This window comes from Flavobacterium sp. ENC (genome assembly GCF_020991415.1).
GTDB lineage: Bacteria > Bacteroidota > Bacteroidia > Flavobacteriales > Flavobacteriaceae > Flavobacterium.
The window spans coordinates 100,926-123,908 of record NZ_JAJMOY010000002.1 but is presented as its reverse complement, the minus strand read 5'-3'; the positions used below and the strand labels follow the sequence as shown (position 1 = coordinate 123,908).

At 34.9% G+C, this 22,983-nt stretch carries 22 protein-coding genes; 5 read left to right on the top strand and 17 right to left on the bottom strand.

Annotated elements, in window-relative coordinates:
* Positions 1-22: 22 nt before the first annotated feature.
* From LPB89_RS05365 to LPB89_RS05355, 3 genes are all read left to right on the top strand, one after another.
* Positions 23-859 carry an ion transporter gene (locus LPB89_RS05365; RefSeq protein WP_230700711.1) on the top strand — a complete coding sequence of 279 codons (837 nt, stop codon included), beginning with the start codon at positions 23-25 and terminating at the stop codon, positions 857-859.
* A 35-nt stretch (positions 860-894) separates the two neighbouring features.
* Positions 895-1,815, top strand: a complete 921-nt coding sequence (gene miaA / locus LPB89_RS05360) for a tRNA (adenosine(37)-N6)-dimethylallyltransferase MiaA (protein ID WP_230700709.1) — start codon at positions 895-897, stop codon at positions 1,813-1,815.
* Positions 1,816-1,929: 114 nt separating this feature from the next.
* Entirely contained in the window at positions 1,930-2,670 is a 741-nt protein-coding gene (locus tag LPB89_RS05355) for an acyl-[acyl-carrier-protein] thioesterase (RefSeq protein WP_230700707.1), read from the top strand.
* 73 nt (positions 2,671-2,743) lie between these two features.
* Here LPB89_RS05355 and LPB89_RS05350 read toward each other — a convergent pair whose 3' ends face one another.
* From LPB89_RS05350 to LPB89_RS05290, 13 genes are all read right to left on the bottom strand, one after another.
* Positions 2,744-3,460, bottom strand: coding sequence for a response regulator transcription factor (locus LPB89_RS05350; RefSeq protein WP_127337492.1), 717 nt, complete (start codon positions 3,458-3,460; stop codon positions 2,744-2,746).
* Between the two features lie 3 nt (positions 3,461-3,463).
* Complete coding sequence (locus LPB89_RS05345; protein WP_230700706.1) at positions 3,464-5,050, bottom strand: sensor histidine kinase KdpD; 1,587 nt, start codon at positions 5,048-5,050, stop codon at positions 3,464-3,466.
* Between the two features lie 59 nt (positions 5,051-5,109).
* The gene (gene coaE / locus LPB89_RS05340; protein ID WP_230700704.1) at positions 5,110-5,706 is read right to left on the bottom strand and encodes a dephospho-CoA kinase; all 597 of its coding nucleotides are present in this window, start codon (positions 5,704-5,706) and stop codon (positions 5,110-5,112) included.
* 1 nt (position 5,707) lies between these two features.
* The gene (locus tag LPB89_RS05335; RefSeq protein ID WP_230700702.1) at positions 5,708-6,706 is read right to left on the bottom strand and encodes a glycosyltransferase family 2 protein; all 999 of its coding nucleotides are present in this window, start codon (positions 6,704-6,706) and stop codon (positions 5,708-5,710) included.
* A 122-nt stretch (positions 6,707-6,828) separates the two neighbouring features.
* Positions 6,829-8,019, bottom strand: coding sequence for an enoyl-ACP reductase FabV (gene fabV / locus LPB89_RS05330; protein WP_230700701.1), 1,191 nt, complete (start codon positions 8,017-8,019; stop codon positions 6,829-6,831).
* Between the two features lie 21 nt (positions 8,020-8,040).
* Positions 8,041-8,562 (bottom strand): hypothetical protein, encoded by a 522-nt coding sequence (locus LPB89_RS05325; protein WP_230700699.1) that lies wholly within the window; start codon positions 8,560-8,562, stop codon positions 8,041-8,043.
* 11 nt (positions 8,563-8,573) lie between these two features.
* On the bottom strand, positions 8,574-10,226 hold the full coding sequence (gene recN / locus LPB89_RS05320; protein WP_230700697.1) for a DNA repair protein RecN: 1,653 nt from the start codon (positions 10,224-10,226) through the stop codon (positions 8,574-8,576).
* A gap of 53 nt (positions 10,227-10,279) precedes the next feature.
* Positions 10,280-11,167, bottom strand: coding sequence for a DUF4835 family protein (locus LPB89_RS05315; RefSeq protein ID WP_230700695.1), 888 nt, complete (start codon positions 11,165-11,167; stop codon positions 10,280-10,282).
* An 80-nt stretch (positions 11,168-11,247) separates the two neighbouring features.
* Positions 11,248-12,456 (bottom strand): bifunctional phosphopantothenoylcysteine decarboxylase/phosphopantothenate--cysteine ligase CoaBC, encoded by a 1,209-nt coding sequence (gene coaBC, locus LPB89_RS05310; RefSeq protein ID WP_230700693.1) that lies wholly within the window; start codon positions 12,454-12,456, stop codon positions 11,248-11,250.
* 9 nt (positions 12,457-12,465) lie between these two features.
* Complete coding sequence (locus LPB89_RS05305) at positions 12,466-12,783, bottom strand: DNA-directed RNA polymerase subunit omega (protein ID WP_007807938.1); 318 nt, start codon at positions 12,781-12,783, stop codon at positions 12,466-12,468.
* Between the two features lie 9 nt (positions 12,784-12,792).
* A complete protein-coding gene (locus LPB89_RS05300) occupies positions 12,793-13,587 on the bottom strand; it encodes an outer membrane protein assembly factor BamD (RefSeq protein WP_230700692.1) in 795 nt (264 codons plus the stop codon).
* A 125-nt stretch (positions 13,588-13,712) separates the two neighbouring features.
* The gene (dapA, locus tag LPB89_RS05295; RefSeq protein WP_230700690.1) at positions 13,713-14,606 is read right to left on the bottom strand and encodes a 4-hydroxy-tetrahydrodipicolinate synthase; all 894 of its coding nucleotides are present in this window, start codon (positions 14,604-14,606) and stop codon (positions 13,713-13,715) included.
* Positions 14,607-14,621: 15 nt separating this feature from the next.
* Positions 14,622-15,080, bottom strand: coding sequence for a hypothetical protein (locus LPB89_RS05290; RefSeq protein ID WP_370635466.1), 459 nt, complete (start codon positions 15,078-15,080; stop codon positions 14,622-14,624).
* A gap of 101 nt (positions 15,081-15,181) precedes the next feature.
* Here LPB89_RS05290 and LPB89_RS05285 point away from each other — a divergent pair, with 101 nt between their 5' ends.
* Positions 15,182-15,961 (top strand): 5'-nucleotidase C-terminal domain-containing protein, encoded by a 780-nt coding sequence (locus LPB89_RS05285; RefSeq protein WP_230700686.1) that lies wholly within the window; start codon positions 15,182-15,184, stop codon positions 15,959-15,961.
* Positions 15,962-16,253: 292 nt separating this feature from the next.
* Positions 16,254-17,165 carry a bifunctional UDP-sugar hydrolase/5'-nucleotidase gene (locus LPB89_RS05280; protein WP_230700684.1) on the top strand — a complete coding sequence of 304 codons (912 nt, stop codon included), beginning with the start codon at positions 16,254-16,256 and terminating at the stop codon, positions 17,163-17,165.
* On the opposite strand, the gene LPB89_RS05275 is transcribed toward LPB89_RS05280, so the two are convergent.
* From LPB89_RS05275 to LPB89_RS05260, 4 genes are all read right to left on the bottom strand, one after another.
* Entirely contained in the window at positions 17,151-17,846 is a 696-nt protein-coding gene (locus LPB89_RS05275; protein WP_230700682.1) for a lysoplasmalogenase family protein, read from the bottom strand. The two genes, LPB89_RS05280 and LPB89_RS05275, sit on opposite strands and share 15 nt — an antisense overlap.
* Positions 17,833-19,839 carry an NAD-dependent DNA ligase LigA gene (gene ligA / locus LPB89_RS05270; protein WP_230700680.1) on the bottom strand — a complete coding sequence of 669 codons (2,007 nt, stop codon included), beginning with the start codon at positions 19,837-19,839 and terminating at the stop codon, positions 17,833-17,835. Before ligA ends, LPB89_RS05275 begins: the two co-directional genes overlap by 14 nt.
* Before the next feature lie 245 nt (positions 19,840-20,084).
* Positions 20,085-22,019 (bottom strand): OmpA family protein, encoded by a 1,935-nt coding sequence (locus LPB89_RS05265; RefSeq protein WP_230700679.1) that lies wholly within the window; start codon positions 22,017-22,019, stop codon positions 20,085-20,087.
* A gap of 11 nt (positions 22,020-22,030) precedes the next feature.
* Positions 22,031-22,963, bottom strand: coding sequence for a type IX secretion system membrane protein PorP/SprF (locus LPB89_RS05260; RefSeq protein WP_230700677.1), 933 nt, complete (start codon positions 22,961-22,963; stop codon positions 22,031-22,033).
* Positions 22,964-22,983 lie beyond the last annotated feature (20 nt).

The following is a 22,983-nucleotide window of genomic DNA, read 5'->3' as shown; positions in this document are numbered from 1 at the left end:
AACTTTACGTATCTTCGTAGGGATGACAAAAAACAAATCAAAATACGAGATTTTCAGGGAAAAAATAAAAATCATTCTCTACGGAACTAACACGATTTTGGGTCGTATGTTCGATTTAGTGCTTCTGGGATTAATTCTACTAAGCGTTATTCTGGTCATGCTTGATACTGTCGAAGGAATAAATCACAAATACCATTCACAATTACTAATCTGCGAATGGATCATAACCATATTCTTTACAATTGAATATCTTTTGCGTATTCTTTCCATTCAAAAACCGCTGAAATACGTTTTTAGTTTCTACGGGATTATCGATTTACTGGCTATACTGCCTATGTATATGTCCATTTTTTTTCCTGCAACCAATATTCTGACCATCGTAAGGGTTTTACGTTTTTTCAGATTGTTCAAAATCCTGCACATTCCGCAAATTTCCCATCAGTCCTTCCAGTTAAAAGAAGCACTTGAAGCCAGTAAAGAAAAAATTCTCGTTTTTATCTATTTTGTTGTGATAAGTGCAGTAATTATCGGTGCATTAATGTATGTAGTTGAAGGCAAAGAAAGCGGCTTCACCAGTATTCCTGTTGGTATTTACTGGTCGATAGTAACCCTTACTACAGTAGGTTACGGAGATATATCGCCGGCAACGCCTTTAGGTCAGTTTTTAGCATCGTTAGTGATGATTATGGGATACGGAATTATTGCGGTTCCCACAGGAATTGTAACGGCAGAATTTGCCAAAAACAGCTTGAAAAATAATACCGTTAGTACAAAAAAGGCATGTCGGAAATGTAATTCACAAGTACACTTTGACAACGCGAAATATTGCTATGAATGCGGAACCGAATTACCAAAATAACTCTCGGATTTTCGTTTCCATCCGCGCTAAAAAATATGAAATATTTAATTACCATTGTAGGGCCAACAGCCATAGGAAAAACATCCTTAAGTATTGCTTTGGCACAACATTTCAAATGTGAAATTGTATCTTGTGACAGTCGTCAGTTTTTTAAAGAAATGACCATTGGCACGGCCGTTCCGAATGAAGAAGAATTACAATCGGCCCAACATCACTTTATTCAGAATAAATCGATATTCGAAAATTACACTGTGGGTGATTACGAAAAAGAAGCCCTTATCAAGATAGAAGAACTTTTTCAGAAAAGTAATTTTGTCATTTTAATTGGGGGTTCCGGACTGTATGTAGATGCCGTTTTAAAAGGTTTTGATGAATTTCCTGAAATTGATCCTGCAGTACGTTCTGAAGTAAATTCGAATTACGAGAAACTTGGAATCAATTATTTACAGGAACAGTTAAAAAAATCAGATCCTGATTATTATCAAAAAATCACATTAGAGAATCCGCAGACTTTACTGAACCCACAGCGAATGATGCGTTTTACAGAAGTTTGTTTAGGAACCGGAAAACCCTATTCTTCATTTTTAAATCAAAAGAAAAATAACCGGGACTTCACTCCCATCCTGATTGGTTTAGATGCCGAAAGACAGGTTATTTACGACAGAATTAACCAACGTGTAGACATCATGATGAGTCAGGGTTTACTTGAAGAGGCAAAGTCGTTATATCCCAACAAATCGTTAAATGCGCTTCAAACGGTCGGATATAGAGAATTATTTAGTTATTTTGACGAAGAATTTTCCTTGCCTTTTGCCATAGAAGAAATCAAAAAAAACACACGAAGATTTTCCAAAAGACAATTAACCTGGTTTAAACGAAATGAAAACACAAAATGGTTTGATTACGCTACAGACAGAACAAAAATCATAGATTACATCGAAAAACTTCTAAAGTAAAGTCAAAAATCAATTTTCAATATTCTTTGTTCTATTTTCTTTGTTCTATATTCTTTATTACTCCTTGTTCTAAATCAAATCTAAAATCTAAAATCAACAATCTAAAATTACAAAATGCCAATATCTCCAAATTTCACATCCGTTTTAAGCAAAGAGTGGGAAATTAATTTTACGCAATGCACACCAAACGGTTATTTAAAGTATACTGATTTGTGTAACCTGTTACAACTAACTGCTGCCGCACATTCAGAAGTTGGCGGAATTAGTTTTGCCGATATGCAGGAATTCAATCAGGCCTGGGTTTTAAGCAGAATGCGTGTTGAAGTGACAGCCTTACCCAAGTGGCAGGATGTTGTAACGGTAAAAACATGGATTAACAGCCTTGAAAACTCCCGTTCTGTTCGTGCACTTGAAATGTATGTAAATGGTAAAAAGATCGTTGGAAGTGAAACATTCTGGGCTGTATTCAATACTGAGGCCCGCCGTCCGGAAGCTTTGGCTTTACCGTATGAGCACTTTGAGCTGTATCCTGAGAAAAGGGCTACGGCAGAAGGTTTTTCTAAAATAAATGTCAATCCGGAAAAAGAGTCTGTTTTTGAAAAAACGGTTTACTTATCGGATCTTGATATTGTCAATCATGCCAATAATGTAAAATACCTGGAATGGTGCCTGGATCATGTGGATCCTAAAAAAATACTAAGTCAGAAAATTGCCAGTTTTGAAATGAATTTCATGAAAGAGTTATCCCTAAATGATGCTGTGATCATTCACGAGAGTGAAACTGAAACTGATTCTACATTTAGCATAACCAAAGAAGACAAAACATGTTTTGCGTTACAACTTAACTGGAAGTAAAGGATATACCGCAATTGAATCCATAAAAAAAGCTCTGATTTCTCAGAGCTTTTGCTTTTTTATCGGTGAATTATTATTCAGCAATTTTGCTTTTAACCACTAATCTGAAACCTTCTCCATGAATGTTTAAGATCTCTACATCTTCATCAGATTTCAGGTATTTTCTCAATTTAGCGATGTAAACATCCATACTTCTTGAAGTAAAGTAATTATCATCTCTCCATATTTTAGTTAATGCTAATTCTCTTGGCATTAAATCGTTTTCATGAAGAATCAGCATTTTTAGCAATTCATTTTCTTTTGGAGATAATTTTATTGCCTCATCGTTTTCAAAAGTTAGGAATCTCAGTTTAGAATTTAAATGGAATTTACCGATGTTAAATTCAAACTGAACTTGTTCTGCTTTTGTATCCGCAGATTTTCTTTGAATAATTGCTTTGATTTTCATCAATAACACTTCTGAATCAAAAGGTTTATTCAAATAATCATCAGCTCCTGCTTTGTACCCTTTTAACACATCCTCTTTCATGGATTTTGCTGTTAAAAATATAATCGGCACTTCACTGTTCTTCTCTCTAATTTCTTTGGCTAAAGTATAACCATCTTTATAAGGCATCATTACATCAAGAATACACAGATCATATACATCCTTCTTGAACTTTTCGAAACCTTCCATACCGTTTTTAGCTAAAGTAACTTCAAAGTCATTTAACATTAGATAATCTTTAAGAACTGCCCCGAAATTAAGGTCATCTTCTACTAAAAGTATTCTTTTGTTATTATTTTCCATATTTTAATTTATTAATGGTATTTTTATTATAAAGGTGCTACCTTTTCCTTTTTCGCTTTCAACATATACTTGACCATTGTGGTCTTCTACTATTCTTTTTACATATGCAAGGCCTAAACCATGTCCTTTTACATTATGCAAATCTCCTGTATGCTCCCTGTAAAATTTCTCAAACACTCTTTTCTGAGCGACCTTACTCATACCCAGTCCGTTATCTTTTACTTTTATCAGGATCATATCCTTAACATTTTCAGTAAAAATTTCAATTTCAGGAATACCAGGTGAATATTTTATGGCATTTTCCAATATATTAACCAATACGTTTGTAAAATGCACTTCATTGATCAAAGAAGTTGTTCTTGCTGCATTTAAATGCTTTACAATTGTTCCCTGCCTGTCTTCTAAAATTAAATTCACGTGCTCAATTGCATCATCAATTATATCATGAATTACAGTAGGTTCTTTTGTAATATCCAATTCTCTTTTTTCCAGTTTAGAAATGCGAAGAACGTTCTCGACCTGGGCATGCATTCTTTTATTCTCATCCCGTATCATTTGCAGATATCGAAAAACTTTCTCTTTATCCTCAATAATTTTAGGATTCTTTATAGCATCCAGTGCTAAATTTATGGTCGCAATCGGAGTTTTAAACTCGTGCGTCATATTATTTATAAAATCGGTTTTAATTTCCGAAATATGTTTTTGACGCAGTAATTGATTTAACGCACTAGTATACGCAACTATTATAATTAATGTAAAAATTATCGATAATATGGTAATACTTAACAGTTCAGATAATAAAAATTTCTTTTTATGCGGGAACGTAACAAATAATTCATATTTACTATTTCCTTCATTATTTGTATAGATGGGAACGTGGTAACTTGCATCATTATCAAAATGAAAGCCATCTGATTTAATTTTAGTGGCAATTCCATTACTGTAAACCCCAAACTCAAATTTGGTTTTCACTCCGTATTCCTCAAGTTCTTTCTTTAAAAGAATGAGTAATTTTTGTTTAGAAATCCTTTCTTCAAGAGGTAAAGCATCAGCAGCATCTTTGATAGAGATTTCTTGCTGAACTTTATTTAATATGTCCAGACTTCCTGATTTTTCAATTGTCAGATCCGGTATGATACTCTGCCCTATGGCATTATTATCGATACCATTGTTATTATTGTAAACTTCGGTAACCCTTTTCGAACTAAAGCTTTTAAACCTTTCGCTGCTAAATTTTTTATTAAAAAGTGAGCTGCTTATATCGTAATCTTCAGACGTTAGTGTATTGGAGTATACAATTGTCTTATTTGTCTTTTTGTTTCTCTGAACAAACAAAACCTGCAATAAATCTTCTTTTTTGGGAGCCTTACCGGTACTGTCTTTTATTCTGTTAACCTTATCAGCAAAACTATATAATTCCTGTTTTTCTAATTTGTCTGCAACGTTTCCAATAACCTGCGTAACATGATATTTAAACTGCTCATCATTATTTTTAAACGAAGAGTTGAACCAATATACCTGAACCAGAATTATCCCGATTAAGGACAAGCTCATTAGTAACACAAGTATTCTAAAAAATAATTTATTCATCGCAACAAAATTAATATTTTAACAATATACTAAATAATACATTAACCAAATATTAACATTTAAGACTGATTTTGTTTTATATTTAAAATTTTAAGAATTTTAACAACTTCTTCCTTAGCTTTTTTAAGATTATCGTTATTTATTACAAAATTGCTTCCGGAAATCCGTTTTTCATCACTCCATTGCATTTTCATACGGTCCAAAACATGCTCTCTTGTGGTATTGTCACGTTTTAAAACTCTGTTAATTCTTACTTCTTCCGGGGCGGTAATTGTTATGATAAGATCACATTCCTTATAACGCCCGCTTTCAAACAGAATTGCGGCTTCATAAATTACATATTCGAAGTTTTTATGGCTCAATAACCATGCCTCGAAATCTTCTTTTACAGCCGGATGAACTATAGCATTTAACTGATTCAGCTTGTCTTTATCTTTAAATACAATTTCGGCCAGTTTAGGCCTGTTTAAAATATTATTTTCGAAAATTGAATCTCCGAAAGTTATTTTTATCCGGCTTATAATATTTTCAGACTGCATCACCCTTCTAGCTCCGTCATCAGCAATATAAACAGGAACTCCAAATTCATCAAAAAAATTGGCAATAGTTGTTTTACCGCTTCCAATTCCACCTGTTAAACCAATAACTTTTGTCATACTACACTTTAAAAAACATACGAGGAAAAGCTTCTTGTGGTTTTTTCTTTAAAAGGATAATCTTTACAAATGATTCCAAAAAACCCGTACCATAGCCATAAAACTGCTTCCATACCGCTATTACTGAAAGATATCCAATTTTAAAACTTCTATTCTGGATAGTGGATGTAAGAAAAATGATAACGAAATATACGAAATATAATTGTAACAAAAGATCAAAATTGAAGATTAACAATAAAAAAGCTATTAATAATCCTAAAATAAAAACCGTAGGAAAGAAAAAAGTGATTTTACTATGTTCCGGATACCAACTATTTAAAATTGGCCTTGCAATTCCGAATTTATGTACCTGAACCGAAAATTTACTCCAATCTATACGACGTTTGTGATACACAAATGCCTGCGGAAATAATCGGGTTTCAAAACCTAAATTCCAAAGACGGATTGAAAGGTCCGGATCTTCTCCCGGATGGATATTTCCAAAACCTCTTGATATTTCAAAGGCTTTTTTTGAAATCCCCATATTAAAACTGCGGGGCTGAAACTTATTGATTTTTTCTGAACCACCGCGGATTCCACCGGTTGTCAAAAATGAAGTCATGGCAAAGTTTATCGCTTTCTGAACGTTTGAAAAGCTTTTCAATGCTTTATCAGGCCCGCCGAAACAATCTACATAATTGGCATTTAACTCTTTTCGGACTTCTGTCAGATAATTGGACGGAATGATACAATCTGAATCAAAAATGATAAAATAATCACCTCTCGCCTTTTGCATTCCAAAATTTCTTGAGTCTCCCGGTCCTGAATTCTCTTTAAAATAATAGGAGATATTAAGTTTTCCCTGATAGGTCATCACAACCTCTTTGCATGGTATTGATGAACCATCTTCTACAAGAACAATTTCAAAAGCTTCATTATAATCAGATTGGGCCAAACTTTCTAAAAGTTCATCAACTTCATCTGGTCGATTATACACGGGTATAATTAAAGAAAAAATCATAATGGAATATGAGGTATTAAAGAGTAATTACTTAAACTGAAAAATTTTAACAAAGATATGGTATATTCACAAAAAAACCATCAACTTTTGGCTGATGGTTTTTATTTATGGTACTGTTGTATTTATTTTATACTTTCAATTTCAACTACTTCATTTGCTTCTGCTTTGTAGTCTACTCCTGCAAATTCAAATCCAAATAAGTTCAGGAAATCATTTCTGTATCCTGCCAAATCTCCTATTCCGGGTAAAGTTTCGGTAGTAGCTTCCAGCCAGAGTTGTGCTACTTTAGCCTGAACATCGTCACGCATTTCCCAGTCGTCAATTCTGATTCTTCCTTTATCATCTACAGGAACTTCAGATCCGCTGTACAATCTGTCCTGGAACAAACGCTGAATTTGCTCAATACAACCTTCGTGAATTCCTTCTTCTTTCATGATTTTGTACAAAAGAGAAATGTACAACGGAATAACAGGTATTGCAGAACTTGCCTGGGTCACCAAAGCTTTATTTACCGATACATAAGCTTTTCCGCCTACTGATTTTAAACTGTCCGTGATAGAAAATGCCGTTGCTTCCAAATCATCTTTTGCACGTCCGATTGTTCCTTTACGGTAAACTGCTTCTGTCAATGATGGTCCGATATAAGAATATGCTACTGTGGTAGCTCCTTCAGCCAGTAAATTTTCCTCTTTTAAAGCATCCATCCACATAGCCCAGTCTTCACCGCCCATTACGGCAACAGTATTGGTAATATCCTCTTCATTGGCCGGCGCTATAGAAACCTCAGTAACGTTTCCGGTATGAAAATCAACTGTCTTGTTTGTAAAGGTCTGTCCGATTGGTTTTAAAACAGAACGGTGTGTCAATCCTGTTACAGGATGTAAACGCACTGGCGATGCTAAACTGTAAATCACAAGATCAACCTGTCCTAAGTCTGCTTTTATTAAATCTAAAGTTTGTCTTTTAATTTCATTTGAAAAAGCATCTCCATTGATACTTTTTGCATATAAACCTGCTTTATGAGCTTCAGCTTCAAAAGCGGCAGAATTATACCATCCCGGTGAAGCGGTTTTTCCTTCAACCGGCGGTTTTTCAAAAAAAACGCCAATTGTCGCAGCATCAGATCCAAATGCACTCGTAATTCTTGAAGCCAGTCCAAAACCTGTTGAAGCACCAATTACCAGTACTTTTTTTGCTCCGGCGATCGGACCTTTTGATTTTATATATTCTATTTGATTTTTTACATTCTGCTCGCATCCCTTTGGGTGTGATGTCAAACAAATAAATCCTCTCATTCTAGGTTCTATAATCATCTTGCAATTATTTTTATTGTATTAATTCAGTTTCAGTTTTAATTTTTCAAAAATAGACATTTTATCTTTAACCCTTTTCATGTTGGCATTCATATTGTCTATAAAGTTTGGGTTCAGGGCACTTTTCTTTGCTAGTTTATAATAATTATAAGCGGCAGTGTACTCATTTTCATATTCTGCCATTCTTCCTAATTCACTGTTATAGGTCGAATAATCAAAATTTTCAAGGTTCTGCATCGTATCCCTAATATGCTCTTTTGCTTCTGCATAACGGCCAATATCAATAAGTAAATAGGTATAATTGATATAAGGCGGCGGATATTTTGGTTCAAATTTCATAGCCAGTTTATAATGATAAATTCCTCGATCATAATTACTTAACTTGTTATAGTAAATCCAGCCCAAATGATTATGAGCTTTACCAAAGTCAGGATACTGACCCAGTATTTCCTCCAGCAGTTCTTTTCCTTCAGCTATATTTCCGTCAGATATTAAGGAATCTGCTTTAATAAATTGATTTTCATAAAAACTCAGGCTTTCCATAATACTCTATTCTAATTTAATAATTGTTTGGCATGATTTAATGCAGAATCCGAGATATTGGCACCGGAAAGCATCTGAGCAATTTCTATCACTCTTTCTTCCTGGCCTAATAGTTTCAATTCTGATTGTGTATCGTCATCAACCGTAGATTTAGAGACTTTGAAATGAGAATCCCCTTTTGCTGCAATTTGCGGTAAATGCGTAATAGCAAATATCTGCATTGTGGCACTCATTTCTTTCATAATTTCGCCCATTCTAATGGCTATTTCACCGGAAACCCCAGTGTCAATTTCATCAAAAATCAAAGTAGGCAATTTAGAATATTTTGCTAATATCGCTTTCACAGCCAGCATTATACGGGACATCTCTCCTCCGGAAGCCACTTTCTTCAGCAATCCGAAGTCAGTTCCTTTATTGGCCGAAAATAAAAACTGTAATTCGTCTTTTCCGTTTTGGAAATACGTTTCAGACGGCAGCAGTTCCATATTGAAACGAACATTAGGCATACCTAAAGTTTCCAGAATCGAAACTAACTGATTCGATAAAACCGGAATAGCCTTTTCCCTGTTTTGGTGAATGGTTGCTGAAAAAGCATCCAATTCCTGCGTTTTTTGTTCTATCGACTGCGATAAAACCGTAATTTCTTCTTCTATATTTCCAAGCTCTACAACAGCACTTTCCAAATCTGCCTGAATTTGAAGTAAATCGTCTACAGAGGTTACCTGATGTTTCTTCTGAAGGTTATAAATTAACTGCAACTTCTGGTTGGTCAATTCTAATTTTTCAGGATCGTTTAACAATTTTTCCGAAGCATTTTGCAATTCTTTGGAAACATCATCTACTTCGATAGCTACACTTGTAATTCTTTCGAACAAACTCTGGTATTCCGGTGAAAAAAGGGCGATTTTTTGCAAAGCCGCTTTAATCTCATTTAAATTGTGAAAAATGCCAAATTGTTCTTCATTAGTAATCACGAGAGATTTATCGATTGCTTCTTTTATAATTTCTACATTATTCAGCTTCTCAAAATCAGCTTCCAGTTCTTCCTGCTCGCCGGATTTTAGCTTTGCTACGACCAATTCATTCAGCAAAAAAGTATTGTATTCCTGTTCTTTTCCTGAATCGCTTTGTTTTTTCAGTAAAGCGTTTAGTTTTGATTTATCTGATTTATATTCCTTTAGAAGTTTCTGATAGGAACCAATCACATCTGAATTGTCTGCAATTGCATCAATTATTTTGAACTGAACATTTTCATCAGAAAGTTCCTGAGTCTGTTGCTGTGAATGAATATCAATCAAAAACAAACTCAAATCCTGCAGTTCCTGAAGGTTTACGGGACTATCATTAATAAAAGCACGTGATTTTCCTGATGGTAAAATTTCACGTCTGATGATTGTTTCATCTTCATAATCAAGGTCATTAGCTTCAAAAAAATCTTTCAAATTGTATTTTGAAATTTCAAATTGTGCTTCGATGACACATTTCTCTTCTTTATTTTTCAATGAAGTCAGGTCGGCTCTTTTTCCTAAAACCAAACCTATTGCTCCTAAAATTATAGATTTACCAGCACCTGTTTCACCTGTAATTATAGAAAAACCTTTTGAAAAATCAATAGCAAGCTTTTCAATCAGAGCATAATTTTTAATTGACAGTGAAGTAATCATAAGAAAAGTATATAAATATAAAAGTTAATGAAGGAAGCAAAATTTAAAAACAATTAAAATTTGATTTGCGACCATTTAGTAGAATTCAATGGGGATACTTTATTTAAAACATCTGTTAAATCGGTAACAGGAATACTTGGCCCGCCGGAAAAAACAGAAACAATTTCATCTGATTTGGCATCAAAAAATATCCGCGTTAAAAAGGCGTTTGGCTTAACTGAATTTAGTTTGCCTATAAGTATTACGGAGGATTTTATTTTTTCTTTTGCCGCTTTCAGATCCTGGCTCATATTGTCTAAACCGGAATGGTATAAAAACATGGTTTGTCTTAGATCGCTGTACGTTGGCGAAAGCATATCGTTGATTAAAAAGTAACGGTTCTGAACTCCGTCTGCCTGGCTCCATCCTTTAAAACCTCCCTGTTGCGCCACATTTGAGATATTTTGGGCTGTTTCCAGATAAGAGCTTCCACCTCCCATTTGAAAGGTATCAGCATCTATTCCTAAAATCATGTAGCTGTAAAAGGAAACTACTGATACTAAATTGGATTCAAAAGTAGTCGGATTGAACAATAGCGGTTCGTATTCTGTATATCGGAAACTCAAGTCCTTATCGTTATAATTTAGAATCGGAGAGGAATAGGTCGAATTATAAATAAGTCTCGAAGCCTGAACCTGAATGGTACCTGAAAACTGATCTGAGCTATAAGACGACAAGGTAATATACATTGAACAATTGATGCGTTCGTTTTGCTTTAAGACAGAACCTGTCCAGTCGGTTTTATTTACAAATTCCGACAAGGAAGTCTGAAGCGTCTTAAAAACCTGCTGATTGGGATTGGGAAGTCTGTCCGTATTTATAGTTACCGTACAATTTAGCTGTTGTGCCTGGGTATAGCCAAAAATTAAAAATACTAATAAAGTAACTATTTTATTATTCATACGAAGATACTATTTGCGTTTAGCGAAAGATGATTCCGCTATTGTTTTAATTCAGTGTCTGGCTTGAAATCACTTTTGATTTATAGAAAATGTGAAATCACTTTATTCAAAATATCGGTTGCTACTGATTCTTTTGATTTTAATTCCATTGGTTCGATTTTAAAATCCTTATCAATAAAAGTCACTTTATTGGTTTCTTTTTTAAAACCGGCCCCTTTATCCTGTAAGGAATTTAAAACAATCAAATCTAAGTTTTTTTTCTGAATTTTCAACTTCGCATTCTCAATTTCATTTTCAGTTTCTAATGCAAATCCAATCAGAAATTGATTTTTCTTGCTTTTTCCCAGTGACAATAAAATATCTTTTGTTTTTTCGAGCTCGATCGAAAATTCATCCGGAGCTTTTTTGATTTTCTGTACAGCTACCGTTTTGGGTTTATAATCGGCTACTGCTGCTGCTGCGATGGCAACATCAACATTATGATAATACAAATGACAGGCATCGTACATTTCCTCTGCAGATACTACATTTATAACCTGAATTGCTGTATTTTTTACTTTGTAATGTGTGGGTCCCGAGACCAAAACAACACTTGCTCCTAAATCAGCAGCTGCATTTGCAATATCAAAACCCATTTTTCCGGAGGAATGATTTCCTATAAAACGTACAGGATCTATTGCTTCGTATGTTGGTCCGGCAGTAATTAGTATTTTTTTTCCTTTCAGCGGTAATTTAGCTTCTAAATCAGCTTCCAGAAACGCAATTATATTTTCAGGTTCTGCCATTCTTCCTTCACCAGATAGACCACTTGCCAATTCGCCGCTTTCTGCAGGAATCATAATATTCCCAAATTGTTTTAAGGCAGTAAAACTTGAAATGGTAGAGGGATGTTTGTACATATCCAGATCCATTGCCGGAGCAAAGTAAACAGGACATTTGGCCGATAAATAAGTGGCAATTAAAAGATTATCGCAATTACCGGTTGTCATCTTGGATAACGTATTGGCAGTTGCGGGAGCAATCAGCATTATATCAGCCCAAAGTGCTAATTCAACATGATTGTTCCAAACGGCATCTTCATCATCCTGATTAAAGAAACTGGAATGTACCGGATTTTTTGATAACGTAGATAACGTAAGTGGAGTTACAAAATCCTTAGAAGCAGGTGTCATTATCACCTGGACATGTGCACCTGCTTTTATAAAGAGTCGTACTAATGATGCTGTTTTATACGCTGCAATTCCACCAGAAACTCCCAGTAAAATTTTTTTTCCGTTTAAAACTGACATTATACTATATTATTTGTTTGAACCTCTGTGGTATGTTTTACCGTCTAACCATTCCTGAACAGCTAAAGCGTGTGGTTTTGGTAATTTTTCGTAAAATTTAGAAACTTCGATTTGTTCTTTATTTTCAAAAACTTCTTCAAGACTGTCATTATAAGTAGCAAACTCTTCCAATTTCTCAGTTAATTCTTTTTTGATTTCAGAATTAATCTGATTTGCTCTTTTAGCCATAATGGTAATTGCCTCATACACATTTCCTGTTGGCTCTTCAATAACTGTTTTATTGTAAGTTATTGTATTTACAGGAGCATTCGTCTTTTTTAAATCCATGACTTTATTTTATTTAGTAAATTTTTGTAAATCAGTTTCCACTCTGACATTCATTTCGTCAGCCTGTGCTTTGTATTTGGTGTCGCTTTTAAACTTAATTAAGTTATTGTAAGCTACTTTGGCAACATTCAAACGATCCTGCATTTTGGAAGGAACGCTGTTTATGGCCAGTTTGTATGCAGAATCATATTTATAGAACAATGCATCTTCTTTAAAAGGTGTTCCCGGGAAATCAGCAATAAAATTATCAAAAGCGACTAATGCTGATTTATAATCTGAAATTGTGTTATACCCTTTTGCATTTTCATATGCTTTTTTCTCCAGCTTGCCATTCAGTATTTTTACTGCCTCATTGGCCTGAACAATGTATTCTGAATTTGGATAGTTATCAATAAAAGCCTGTAATTTCTCTAATGCTTTTACCGTATCGGTCTGGTCTAAACTGTAAACAGGAGATAATTTAGAATAACTAAAGGCGCCAAGAAAAGCAGCTTCCTGAACTTTTTCGCTTCGTGGATAACCGGAAACGAAACTTTCAAACTGATAACCTGCCAAATAATATTGTTTTGTTTTATAATAGGACTGAGAAAACATATAAAATAATTTTTCAGCCTGAGGTTTACCTCTATACGTAGGTGCTAATTGCTCAAAAAGACGGATGGCTTTTGAATATTTCCCAGCCTCATACATCTTTGTTGCTATTTCAAATTTTGCCGCAACATCTTCATTTTTCAATGCTTTTTGGTAATCACTACAAGAACAAAAAAGGACAACAACAATTAATAGAGATACTATTTTTTTCATTTTATTACTTTTATTATGATTTCTTAGACAATTGTGCCAAAGCAAAATCACACCGAAGTTCCGGTGGCAAATTTAGTTATTAATTTAGCTACTACAAAATATTTTTTTGGTATAATAAAATACCGTTAATCCTGCTCTACCTTAATGCTTTTTTTAACAAATTCATTCAGTCTTCCGGCCAGTGAATCATCTACTGAAACTAACGGCAAACGTACCGTGTTTTCAGCAACACCAAGGGCTTTGAACACTTGTTTGATTCCGGCAGGATTTCCCTGCTCAAAAATCATATCAATACAATCTGACAGAAAGTATTGTGTTTTAAAAGCTTCATTTACTTTTTTATTCAATCCTAAACGGATCATTTCTGAAAATTCTTTCGGAAAACCTTGTCCAATTACAGAGATTACCCCTGCTCCGCCAGCCAAAACTATGGGTAAGGCAATCATATCATCACCTGAAATTACAAGGAAATCTTTAGGTGCATTTTTAATCAGTTGAAAAGCCTGCACGATATCTCCTGCAGCTTCTTTTATTGCTACCACATTATCAAAATCATTCGCCAGACGAATTACGGTTGCAGGAAGCATATTGCTTGATGTTCGCCCCGGAACATTATATAAAATAACCGGTAGCGGAGAAGCTTCGGCAACCGCCTTAAAATGCTGGTAAATTCCTTCCTGAGTTGGTTTGTTATAATAAGGAGAAACGGAAAGAATAGCGTCAAATGCAGAAAAATCCCTTGTTTTTAATTCCTCAACAACCTGCATGGTATTATTACCGCCTACACCTAGTACCAGTGGCAGTCTTCCTTTATTAACATCAACTACTGCGTTTATAACCAATTCTTTTTCGGCCTGGGTCAAGGTAGCATTTTCTGCTGTTGTACCCATAACCACAAGATATTCAACTCCTCCGTCAATCGAAAAATTAACTATTCGCTGTAATGCTTCAAAATCAATTGAGAAATCTTTTTTAAATGGAGTTACAAGAGCAACGCCAGTACCTATTAATGATTGCATATTCTAATTTATATTTTATTTGATATTTTTTAAATACTTAAACAATTCGAAAACGAAGAGTTTGTAATTCTCCAGAGTGGTTTCGATCATCCATCGGTTTAATTTTTTATCGACGGCTGCAAAACCAACTTTAAACTTCGCTTCTGACTTACTTGTTACCAGCATCAAAATGGCTTTTTCGGTATCATAATAACTAATCAGAAGGTCAAATTCTGTCCCGATAAATTCATTCAGAAAATCTGCCTCAATATTTCCGTTCCAACTGATGTCTTTTTTACCAAAAGTAGGTCGGGAATACGCGGTTTTTTCCTCTAATTTATCCCTGTACACCACAATTTTTATATCGTCCGGCCTGATTCCATTCGATATTAATTCTCTGATTAACTCTTTTGAATGTCGAAATTTGCTTTCATCAACCAGTAAACCAATTGTTTGCACTTTACTTGTAAAGACTTCGTTTTTGACATTATTCAAGTTATTTTTTAATGATTTTTTTACAAAAAATTCCTTTATATAATTTAAAAACATAGTATTTTTACCAGATTACAAAATTAATTATTTAAGTCGCATTTAAGATGGTAAAACTAAAAAAGTATAACGGATTTTTAAAACTTTTTGTTATATTCTTAACACTTTTTTTTATAACTTCTTGCAGTACCAAAAACTACAATTTAACGAAGATAGAAGGCAAACTGCTGCCTGTAACGGAGAAAGCTGCCGAAACCCCGGCAATAGAAAGTTTTATTGCTCCTTATCGCAATCATATTAATAAGGATTTGGACAGCGTTTTGGCTTATTGTCCTGAAACACTTGATAAAAGCAGCGGAAAATGGCAGACGACTATTGGAAATCTGATGGCTGATGTTTGTGTACAAAGAGGAAATCTTGTTTTTAAAGCCCGTGAGAAAAAAAGCATCGACCTTTGTTTATTGAATCATGGTGGTATCAGAGCTATTTTACCTAAAGGAAATGTAACCAGCAGAACAGCATTTGAAATTATGCCTTTTGAAAACAGTATGGTTGTTATGGCTTTAAAAGGGGAGCAAATTTTAGAAATGACTTCCTATATTATTAAAGCACAAAAAGCGCAGCCCTTATCCGGGATGACTTTTACAATTGCCAAAGACAAGACTGCAAAAAACATCCTGATTCAGGGGAAACCTCTTGATCTTGCTGCTGTTTATTATGTAGCCACCAATGATTATTTGGCCAATGGCGGAGACAGTATGTCTTTTTTCGCTAAAAGTGTGCAGAAATATGATCTGAATTATAAACTTCGGGACGTACTGATTGATTATTTTAAAGAAGTTGATACCATTCCGGTACCAAGAGATATCCGAATTACGGAAGAATAGAAAATAAGTAGCCACTAATTTCGCGAATTTTTTAATAGTGAATATTTCAAAAATGAGCAGAAAATAAAAGTTGATAACTGTGCTTGTGAAAAGTTTAGCCACAGCTTTAAAATCAATTTAATCTTTTAATCTGTGGCAAAAAAACGCAATACAGAAGAAAATAAGTTGCCACGAATTTCACTAATTTACACCAATTCAGCTGTTAGTAAAAATACTAATTCGCGGAAATTCGTGAAATTCGTGGCCAAAAAAAATAAAAATAAAAATAGCGTTTCAGCAAAAAATATAAAAAATGAAAAGAAGAGAATTTATCGAGAAAACAGCTGCCAGTACTGCCTTATTAAGCTTAGGTTTATCATTGAGCAGTTTTGAAACTACCGATATTAAACACTTAACTATTTTACATACCAACGATGTTCACAGCCATATTGATCCTTTTCCGGCTGATGATCCGCGTAATGCAAATAAAGGTGGTGTATCCCGCAGAGCGGCTCTTATTGAAACGATCCGTAAAGAAAACCCAAATGTTCTTTTATTGGACGCGGGTGATATTTTTCAGGGAACTCCGTACTTTAATTATTATGGTGGTGAGCTTGAATTTAAATTGATGAGCATGATGAAATATGATGCCTCAACAATAGGAAATCATGATTTCGACAATGGTCTTGATGGTTTATACGCCCAGATGCCGCATGCCACTTTTGAATTTATAAATTCGAATTACGACTTTAAAAATACGGTCATGGACGGACTTGTTAAACCATACAAAATCTTTTATAAAAACGGAATAAAAGTAGGTGTTTTTGGTCTTGGAATTGAACTTGCCGGTCTGGTAGACAAACAAATGTACAAAGAAACGGTTTACAATAATCCTGTAGAAATTGCACAGGACATGACACAATTATTGAAAAAAACGGAAAAATGTGACCTCGTTGTCTGTCTTTCGCATTTAGGGTATAACTACAAAGATGACCAGACTAAAATCTGCGATCTGAAATTAGCGGAACTAACGCAGGATATTGATTTGATTATTGGCGGCCATACACATACTTTCTTAGACAAACCAACTATCGTAAAGAACAAAGCAGGGGAAAATGTCCTGGTAAATCAGGTGGGATGCTACGGAATTAACCTGGGCCGTATTGATTTTTATTTTGACAAAGATAAAGCACACACCAATCAGGGAAGATCAATCATAGTATAATATTTTTTTTTCAGCTTTACTTTTTTCAAGAAAATATTCGACCATAAAAAAGTAAGCCAGGATCTGAGTAGTGTCACGAATTAAGACCAGCACAACTGAAAAGGAAAAATATTCACTGAAAATATAAAATATATCCGAAAAGATATAGCTAATGGCCATTAAGGACATTAAAAGTGTAATATAAGTTCCTCTTGTGATGTAACTTACAAAAGAAAAATAGCTTAGAATACTGAGGACAATTCCGTAAAAAGTATAAATAAAATTAAACTTTTTCATACTATCCGATTGCAGGCTTAGTACCGAAATCAATAAATAAACGATAAAAACGACCACTATAAAGACCGGCAGGACATCTTTTCTTCTTAGTTTTATTCTTTCGTGACTGACTATAAAAAAGCGGAGCAGTAAGAGATATACAATCAGGAAACTAACTACTCCGCCGATTTCGGAAACTTCCATTTCCATAAGTTCACATACATGGCCCACGAAGCAGAATAAAAAGATAAAACCTTCTGTTTTTCCAACTTTGTAATTGCTGCTAATTAAAAAATAGAAAAAAATGGCCGGAAGCACAATCGCTTTTGCGTAAACTGCCAAAAAATCCTGTTCTGTACAATCAAAAATGATGGTACAGAATAATGCCAGAAAAAACAGGATTAATGACGGCTTATTCGCTTTCATTTAGTTTTGTTATAAAATCTTCTTCAGACAAGATCGGAATATTTAATTTGTTTGCCTTTTCCAACTTGGCTGGCCCCATGTTATCGCCTGCTACCACAAAATCTGTTTTGGCAGAAATGGAGCTTCCCACTTTACCTCCGTTATCTTCGATGGTTTTCTTTAATTCATCTCTTGAAAACTGAGCAAAGACACCTGAAACCACGAATGTTTTTCCGATGAATTTCTCTGTTGCATCCGGATTTATTTTTTCGACAATTTCAAATTGAACGCCATAATTTTTTAAGCGTTCTATGATTTTTTGATTTTCTTCATTTTCGAAAAATTCAATCACACTTCTGGCAATACGTTCGCCTATTTCATCTACCAGGATCAATTCCATCAGGGAAGCCTGGCTTAGTGCGGTAATATTTTTATAATGTTTGGCTAGTTTTTTGGCGACAGTTTCTCCTACAAAACGAATTCCAAGTGCAAACAAAACACTTTCGAACGGAATTTCTGTTGATTTCTGCACTCCGTTTACCAGGTTTTCGGCAGACTTTTTTGCCATTCTTTCCAGGTGCAAAATGTCCTCTACTTTCAATTCGTATAAATCGGCATAGTTGTGCACTAAATTGTTTTTAAAAAGCAAAGCTACTGTTTCACCGCCAAGACCTTCAATGTCCATTGCTTTTCTGGAAATATAATGCTGGATTCTTCCAATAATCTGTGGAGGACAGCCATAAAAATTAGGGCAGTAATGATTGGCTTCCCCTGCATTTCTCACCAATTCGGTATGACATTCGGGACAATGGGTAATGTAGTGTGTTACTTCTGAATTTTCCGGGCGTTTGTCTAAATCTACGGCAATAATCTTCGGGATAATTTCTCCGCCTTTTTCAACAAAAACAGTATCATGTATTCTGATATCTAATTTCTGTATCTGATCTGCATTGTGCAAAGATGCTCTTTTTACGATCGTTCCTGCCAATTGTACCGGTTTTAAATTGGCTACAGGCGTAATGGCACCTGTACGGCCTACCTGATACGAAATCGATTCTAATTGCGTAGAAACCTGCTCGGATTTGAATTTATAAGCTATTGCCCAGCGCGGCGATTTTGCCGTATAGCCGAGTTCTTCCTGATACTGGATACTATTTACCTTGACCACAACACCATCTGTTTCGTAAGGCAGATTATGTCGATGCACATCCCAGTAATCGATAAAGTCGAAAACTTCCTGTAAATTATTGACCAGTTTCGCTTCGTTTGGGACTTTAAATCCCCAATTTCTGGCAGATTCCAGTCCTTCAAATTGTGATGGAAATGGCAGGTTATTACCGGTTACAAAATACAGTAAACATTCTAAAGGCCGCTTGGCCACCTCTGCACTGTCTTGTAGTTTTAAACTTCCTGAAGCTGTATTTCTTGGGTTGGAATAAGGCGTTTCACCGATTTCGATTAACTCCTGATTCATCTTTTCGAATCCGGCGTAAGGCAGAATAATTTCCCCACGGATATCGAATTTGTCCGGATAATTTCCTTTTAATTTTAAGGGTATGGATTTTATGGTTTTGATGTTATTCGTCACATCATCTCCCTGAAAACCATCACCGCGTGTTAAAGCCTGAACTAACTTTCCGTTTTCGTAGGTGATGCTTATGGAAGCTCCGTCGTATTTTAATTCACAGGTATATTGTAAATCAACATTTCCCAATACTCTCTGAATACGATTTTGCCAATCCTGCAAATCCTCTTTGGAATAAGAATTATCCAGTGAATACATCCGGTATTGATGTGCGACTGTTTTAAAATTCTTGGTAATGGCTCCTCCTACCCGCTGGGTTGGGGAATCTTCATCAAAAAATTCAGGGTTTTTATCTTCTAAATCCTGAAGCTCTTTTAACTTCACATCAAAATCATAATCTGAAATTGTGGCATTATCCAGTACGTAGTAATTGTAATTGTGCTGATTAAGTTCGTTTCGTAAAGCCTGAATTGTTTCTTGAATACTCATAAAATAGTAAAATGATGCGGATTGTAATTTTGAATAACTTTAAATTCAAAATTAGGATTATTTTCGTTGAAAAACATAAAAATACAAAAGTTTTAAAAATCAAAAATCAAGTTGCAAAAAACTGCAACTTGATTTTCTTTTTGTCCATCATTCTTAAAAAGAATTAATCAAAACCAACTTCCAAATGGTTTTTACGTTCTATACTTTTACACTGGCCAAAAGCCAATCCGGACATAAATATAGAGTTACTTTTGAATGATGATGAAATCGGAACGTCTGTTGAGCAAGTGCTCTGCTTCCGTACATTTCACACCATTTTTACATTTATTAATCAATCGGGTTTCGCCATAACCTATAGCACTTTCGATCCTTGAAGTATCAATTCCCTGAGAAATAATATAATCACGGGTTGATTTGGCCCTGTTGTCTGACAACTTCAGGTTATAGGCATCTTTACCTCGAGAATCCGTATGTGATTCTATTTTAATTCTGATGTTAGGAAACTTCTGCATGATAAAAACGACTTTGGTCAGTTCTTCTATTGCCAAAGGGGTAATGTCATACTTATCATAATCAAAATAGATAGGATTCACATCTACTTTTTCGACTCCTTTTTTCTTTACTACTAGGTCATCATAATTACTGAGTTCAAAATTAATGTCTTTAATTTCGCCTTCATTATCATCTCCCGCCTGAACTGTTTTTTCGTCATTACTGTAGTTTTGTTTTGCAGCCAGCAGTTTAACGATTTTTCCACACGGCACTACGATTGCATATTTACCTTCATAATTAGTCTTTGTTTCGTTAAGAACGTCATTATACGAATTGTATGCCATCACGACAACATCAGTAAGCGGCAGTTTGGTTTTCCTGTCCACAGCTATACCCGAAATATTCTGATTACAGACTGGCTTTCCTTTTGTAAAAGAATAAATATCATCATCGCCTTTTCCCTCTGCCCTGTTGGAGGATACATAACCAAAATTGTCGGCTTTGTCAATTACAAAAGAAAAATCGTCTTTATTACTGTTTATTGGTGCTCCGAGATTACGTGGAACAGAGAAAGTTCCGTCTTCGAGAAATTTACTTTCGTAAACATCTAAATCCCCTAATCCGTAATGCCCGTCTGAAGAGAAATAAAGCGTTCCGTTGCTGAAAAAAGGAAAAAGATCATTGCCCAGCGTATTGATTTTTGGTCCAAGGTTTACCGGAGAACTCATCGTGCCGTCATCGGAAATCTTTATATAATACAAATCGGTTTCGCCATATCCCCCAGGCATATCTGATGCAAAGAAAAGCCAGCGTCCGTCAGCACTTAAAGAGGGGTGCCCGCACGAATAGTCATCGCTGTCAAAGAACACTTTCTGAGGATTTTCTAATTTGTTATTTACAATTTCACCCTTAATAATCTGAAAATTATTGGTTTTTGTCTGATCTACAACCAGTTTATTTTTCTTGACGATGTTCGTCGAGTAATAAATGGTTTTTCCCTGAGCATCAAAAGTGGCCGTTGCTTCATGGTATTTTGTCATTACGTTTGGTATAAACAAAACTTCATTGAATAAACTTCCATCTGCCGGATTTCGCTCCGCCACATAAAGATTTAAGAAAGGCTGATTGTTCCAGGTATATAACTTTTCACTAAATTTTGTCGTGTCCCTGGCGGAGGTAAACACGATTTTATCCTGAAAAAAAGTAGCCCCAAAATCAGATTTACTGGTATTGATATCGAGATTTTTTATGTTATAAAGAGATTTCGCTTTTGAGAGACTATCTAACTGTTTCTTTTGGGCGGCATATCTGTTAATTTCGTTCTGATCTCCTTTTTTATCCAGATATTCTTTGATCATTCTGTTGGCTTCGTCATAATCCATGACACCTTTTAGGGACTGAATATAGCGCAGATAGTAAATGTCTGTCAGATTGTTGCCCTGAGCTTCGTATAATTTTTTATACCATTTCAGCGCATTTCTGGCATCGGAAATAAAATAATACGAATCGGCTGCATTCTTTAAGGTCTGTGTGGACGGATTCTTGATGTTTTGCAGAATTTCCTCGTAGGCTTTGGAAGCATCTACATAGGAATAATTTTTAAACAACGCATCGGCCTTTTTTAAATTAGTCTGAGCAGAACCTATAGTAAAACTCAGTATTAAACTTAGGATATATAATTTTTTCATGGACTTTGTTTTTAGAAGAATCGAGGAGATTTGATTTTGCTTTCGCCTTTATTAAACTGATAGCGCAGGATGATTTCATGTGAACCATCATTATACTTATTCAACTGACTTACTGTGTAGTCAAAAGCGTATCCGATATAAAAGCTTTTTGATATTTGAAAACCTGCCAGTATGCTCACAGAATCATCCGTTCTGTAAGCACCGCCGATGACAAATGTTTCGGCAATCATGAAATTCGCTGACACATCAGCAGTAAGCGGAGCTCCGCTTACTGCTTTTACCAAAAATGCCGGTTTGAATTTCAAATTCGGGCTTAAATCAAATACATAACCTCCCATTAAATAATAATGCAAACGATCATAATCTATAGATTCCTGAACATCATCGTAATAGTTACTCTGAATAAAACTAGGAATCGAAACGCCCAAATACCATTTGTCGGTATAGTAATAAATCCCTGCTCCAATGGCTAATTTCATCTGATTGTTAATATTCTGATTCAACAGATTATCGTTATTATCATAATATCTTCCTTTTGACCAGTCGATATTGAGCATTCGCATACCGGCTTTTAATCCAAAAGCTAATCTTTTTTCATATCCAAGAGGTATGGAATAAGCAAAATTCCCGTCAACATACAATTCGTCAGATGGCCCGATTTTGTCATTGACAATACTCAGACCCAATCCGATTTTTTCATTTCGAAGTGGTGCATGAATCGAAAAAGACTGGGTTTCCGGAGCGCCATCAATGCCAACCCATTGGGAACGATATAAAAGTGCCGCTTCCAATGCTCCGGTAGATCCTGCATAAGCAGGATTTACCGACATTGTATTATACATATACTGCGTGTATTCCGGGTCTTGTTGCGCAGAGGCGCAAAACGTGATAAAAGAACATATTAAAATGAAATACGTTTCTAATGATTTTATATATAGTTTCATAACGATACTTATTTAGTTTA

What these genes read in the sequence shown, in the direction of transcription:
- LPB89_RS05365 (WP_230700711.1), top strand. Translation starts at nt 23, where the DNA reads ATGACAAAAAACAAATCAAAATACGAGATTTTCAGGGAAAAAATAAAA.
- miaA (WP_230700709.1), top strand. Translation starts at nt 895, where the DNA reads ATGAAATATTTAATTACCATTGTAGGGCCAACAGCCATAGGAAAAACA.
- LPB89_RS05355 (WP_230700707.1), top strand. Translation starts at nt 1,930, where the DNA reads ATGCCAATATCTCCAAATTTCACATCCGTTTTAAGCAAAGAGTGGGAA.
- LPB89_RS05350 (WP_127337492.1), bottom strand. Translation starts at nt 3,460, where the DNA reads ATGGAAAATAATAACAAAAGAATACTTTTAGTAGAAGATGACCTTAAT.
- LPB89_RS05345 (WP_230700706.1), bottom strand. Translation starts at nt 5,050, where the DNA reads ATGAATAAATTATTTTTTAGAATACTTGTGTTACTAATGAGCTTGTCC.
- coaE (WP_230700704.1), bottom strand. Translation starts at nt 5,706, where the DNA reads ATGACAAAAGTTATTGGTTTAACAGGTGGAATTGGAAGCGGTAAAACA.
- LPB89_RS05335 (WP_230700702.1), bottom strand. Translation starts at nt 6,706, where the DNA reads ATGATTTTTTCTTTAATTATACCCGTGTATAATCGACCAGATGAAGTT.
- fabV (WP_230700701.1), bottom strand. Translation starts at nt 8,019, where the DNA reads ATGATTATAGAACCTAGAATGAGAGGATTTATTTGTTTGACATCACAC.
- LPB89_RS05325 (WP_230700699.1), bottom strand. Translation starts at nt 8,562, where the DNA reads ATGGAAAGCCTGAGTTTTTATGAAAATCAATTTATTAAAGCAGATTCC.
- recN (WP_230700697.1), bottom strand. Translation starts at nt 10,226, where the DNA reads ATGATTACTTCACTGTCAATTAAAAATTATGCTCTGATTGAAAAGCTT.
- LPB89_RS05315 (WP_230700695.1), bottom strand. Translation starts at nt 11,167, where the DNA reads ATGAATAATAAAATAGTTACTTTATTAGTATTTTTAATTTTTGGCTAT.
- coaBC (WP_230700693.1), bottom strand. Translation starts at nt 12,456, where the DNA reads ATGTCAGTTTTAAACGGAAAAAAAATTTTACTGGGAGTTTCTGGTGGA.
- LPB89_RS05305 (WP_007807938.1), bottom strand. Translation starts at nt 12,783, where the DNA reads ATGGATTTAAAAAAGACGAATGCTCCTGTAAATACAATAACTTACAAT.
- LPB89_RS05300 (WP_230700692.1), bottom strand. Translation starts at nt 13,587, where the DNA reads ATGAAAAAAATAGTATCTCTATTAATTGTTGTTGTCCTTTTTTGTTCT.
- dapA (WP_230700690.1), bottom strand. Translation starts at nt 14,606, where the DNA reads ATGCAATCATTAATAGGTACTGGCGTTGCTCTTGTAACTCCATTTAAA.
- LPB89_RS05285 (WP_230700686.1), top strand. Translation starts at nt 15,182, where the DNA reads ATGGTAAAACTAAAAAAGTATAACGGATTTTTAAAACTTTTTGTTATA.
- LPB89_RS05280 (WP_230700684.1), top strand. Translation starts at nt 16,254, where the DNA reads ATGAAAAGAAGAGAATTTATCGAGAAAACAGCTGCCAGTACTGCCTTA.
- LPB89_RS05275 (WP_230700682.1), bottom strand. Translation starts at nt 17,846, where the DNA reads ATGAAAGCGAATAAGCCGTCATTAATCCTGTTTTTTCTGGCATTATTC.
- ligA (WP_230700680.1), bottom strand. Translation starts at nt 19,839, where the DNA reads ATGAGTATTCAAGAAACAATTCAGGCTTTACGAAACGAACTTAATCAG.
- LPB89_RS05265 (WP_230700679.1), bottom strand. Translation starts at nt 22,019, where the DNA reads ATGAAAAAATTATATATCCTAAGTTTAATACTGAGTTTTACTATAGGT.
- LPB89_RS05260 (WP_230700677.1), bottom strand. Translation starts at nt 22,963, where the DNA reads ATGAAACTATATATAAAATCATTAGAAACGTATTTCATTTTAATATGT.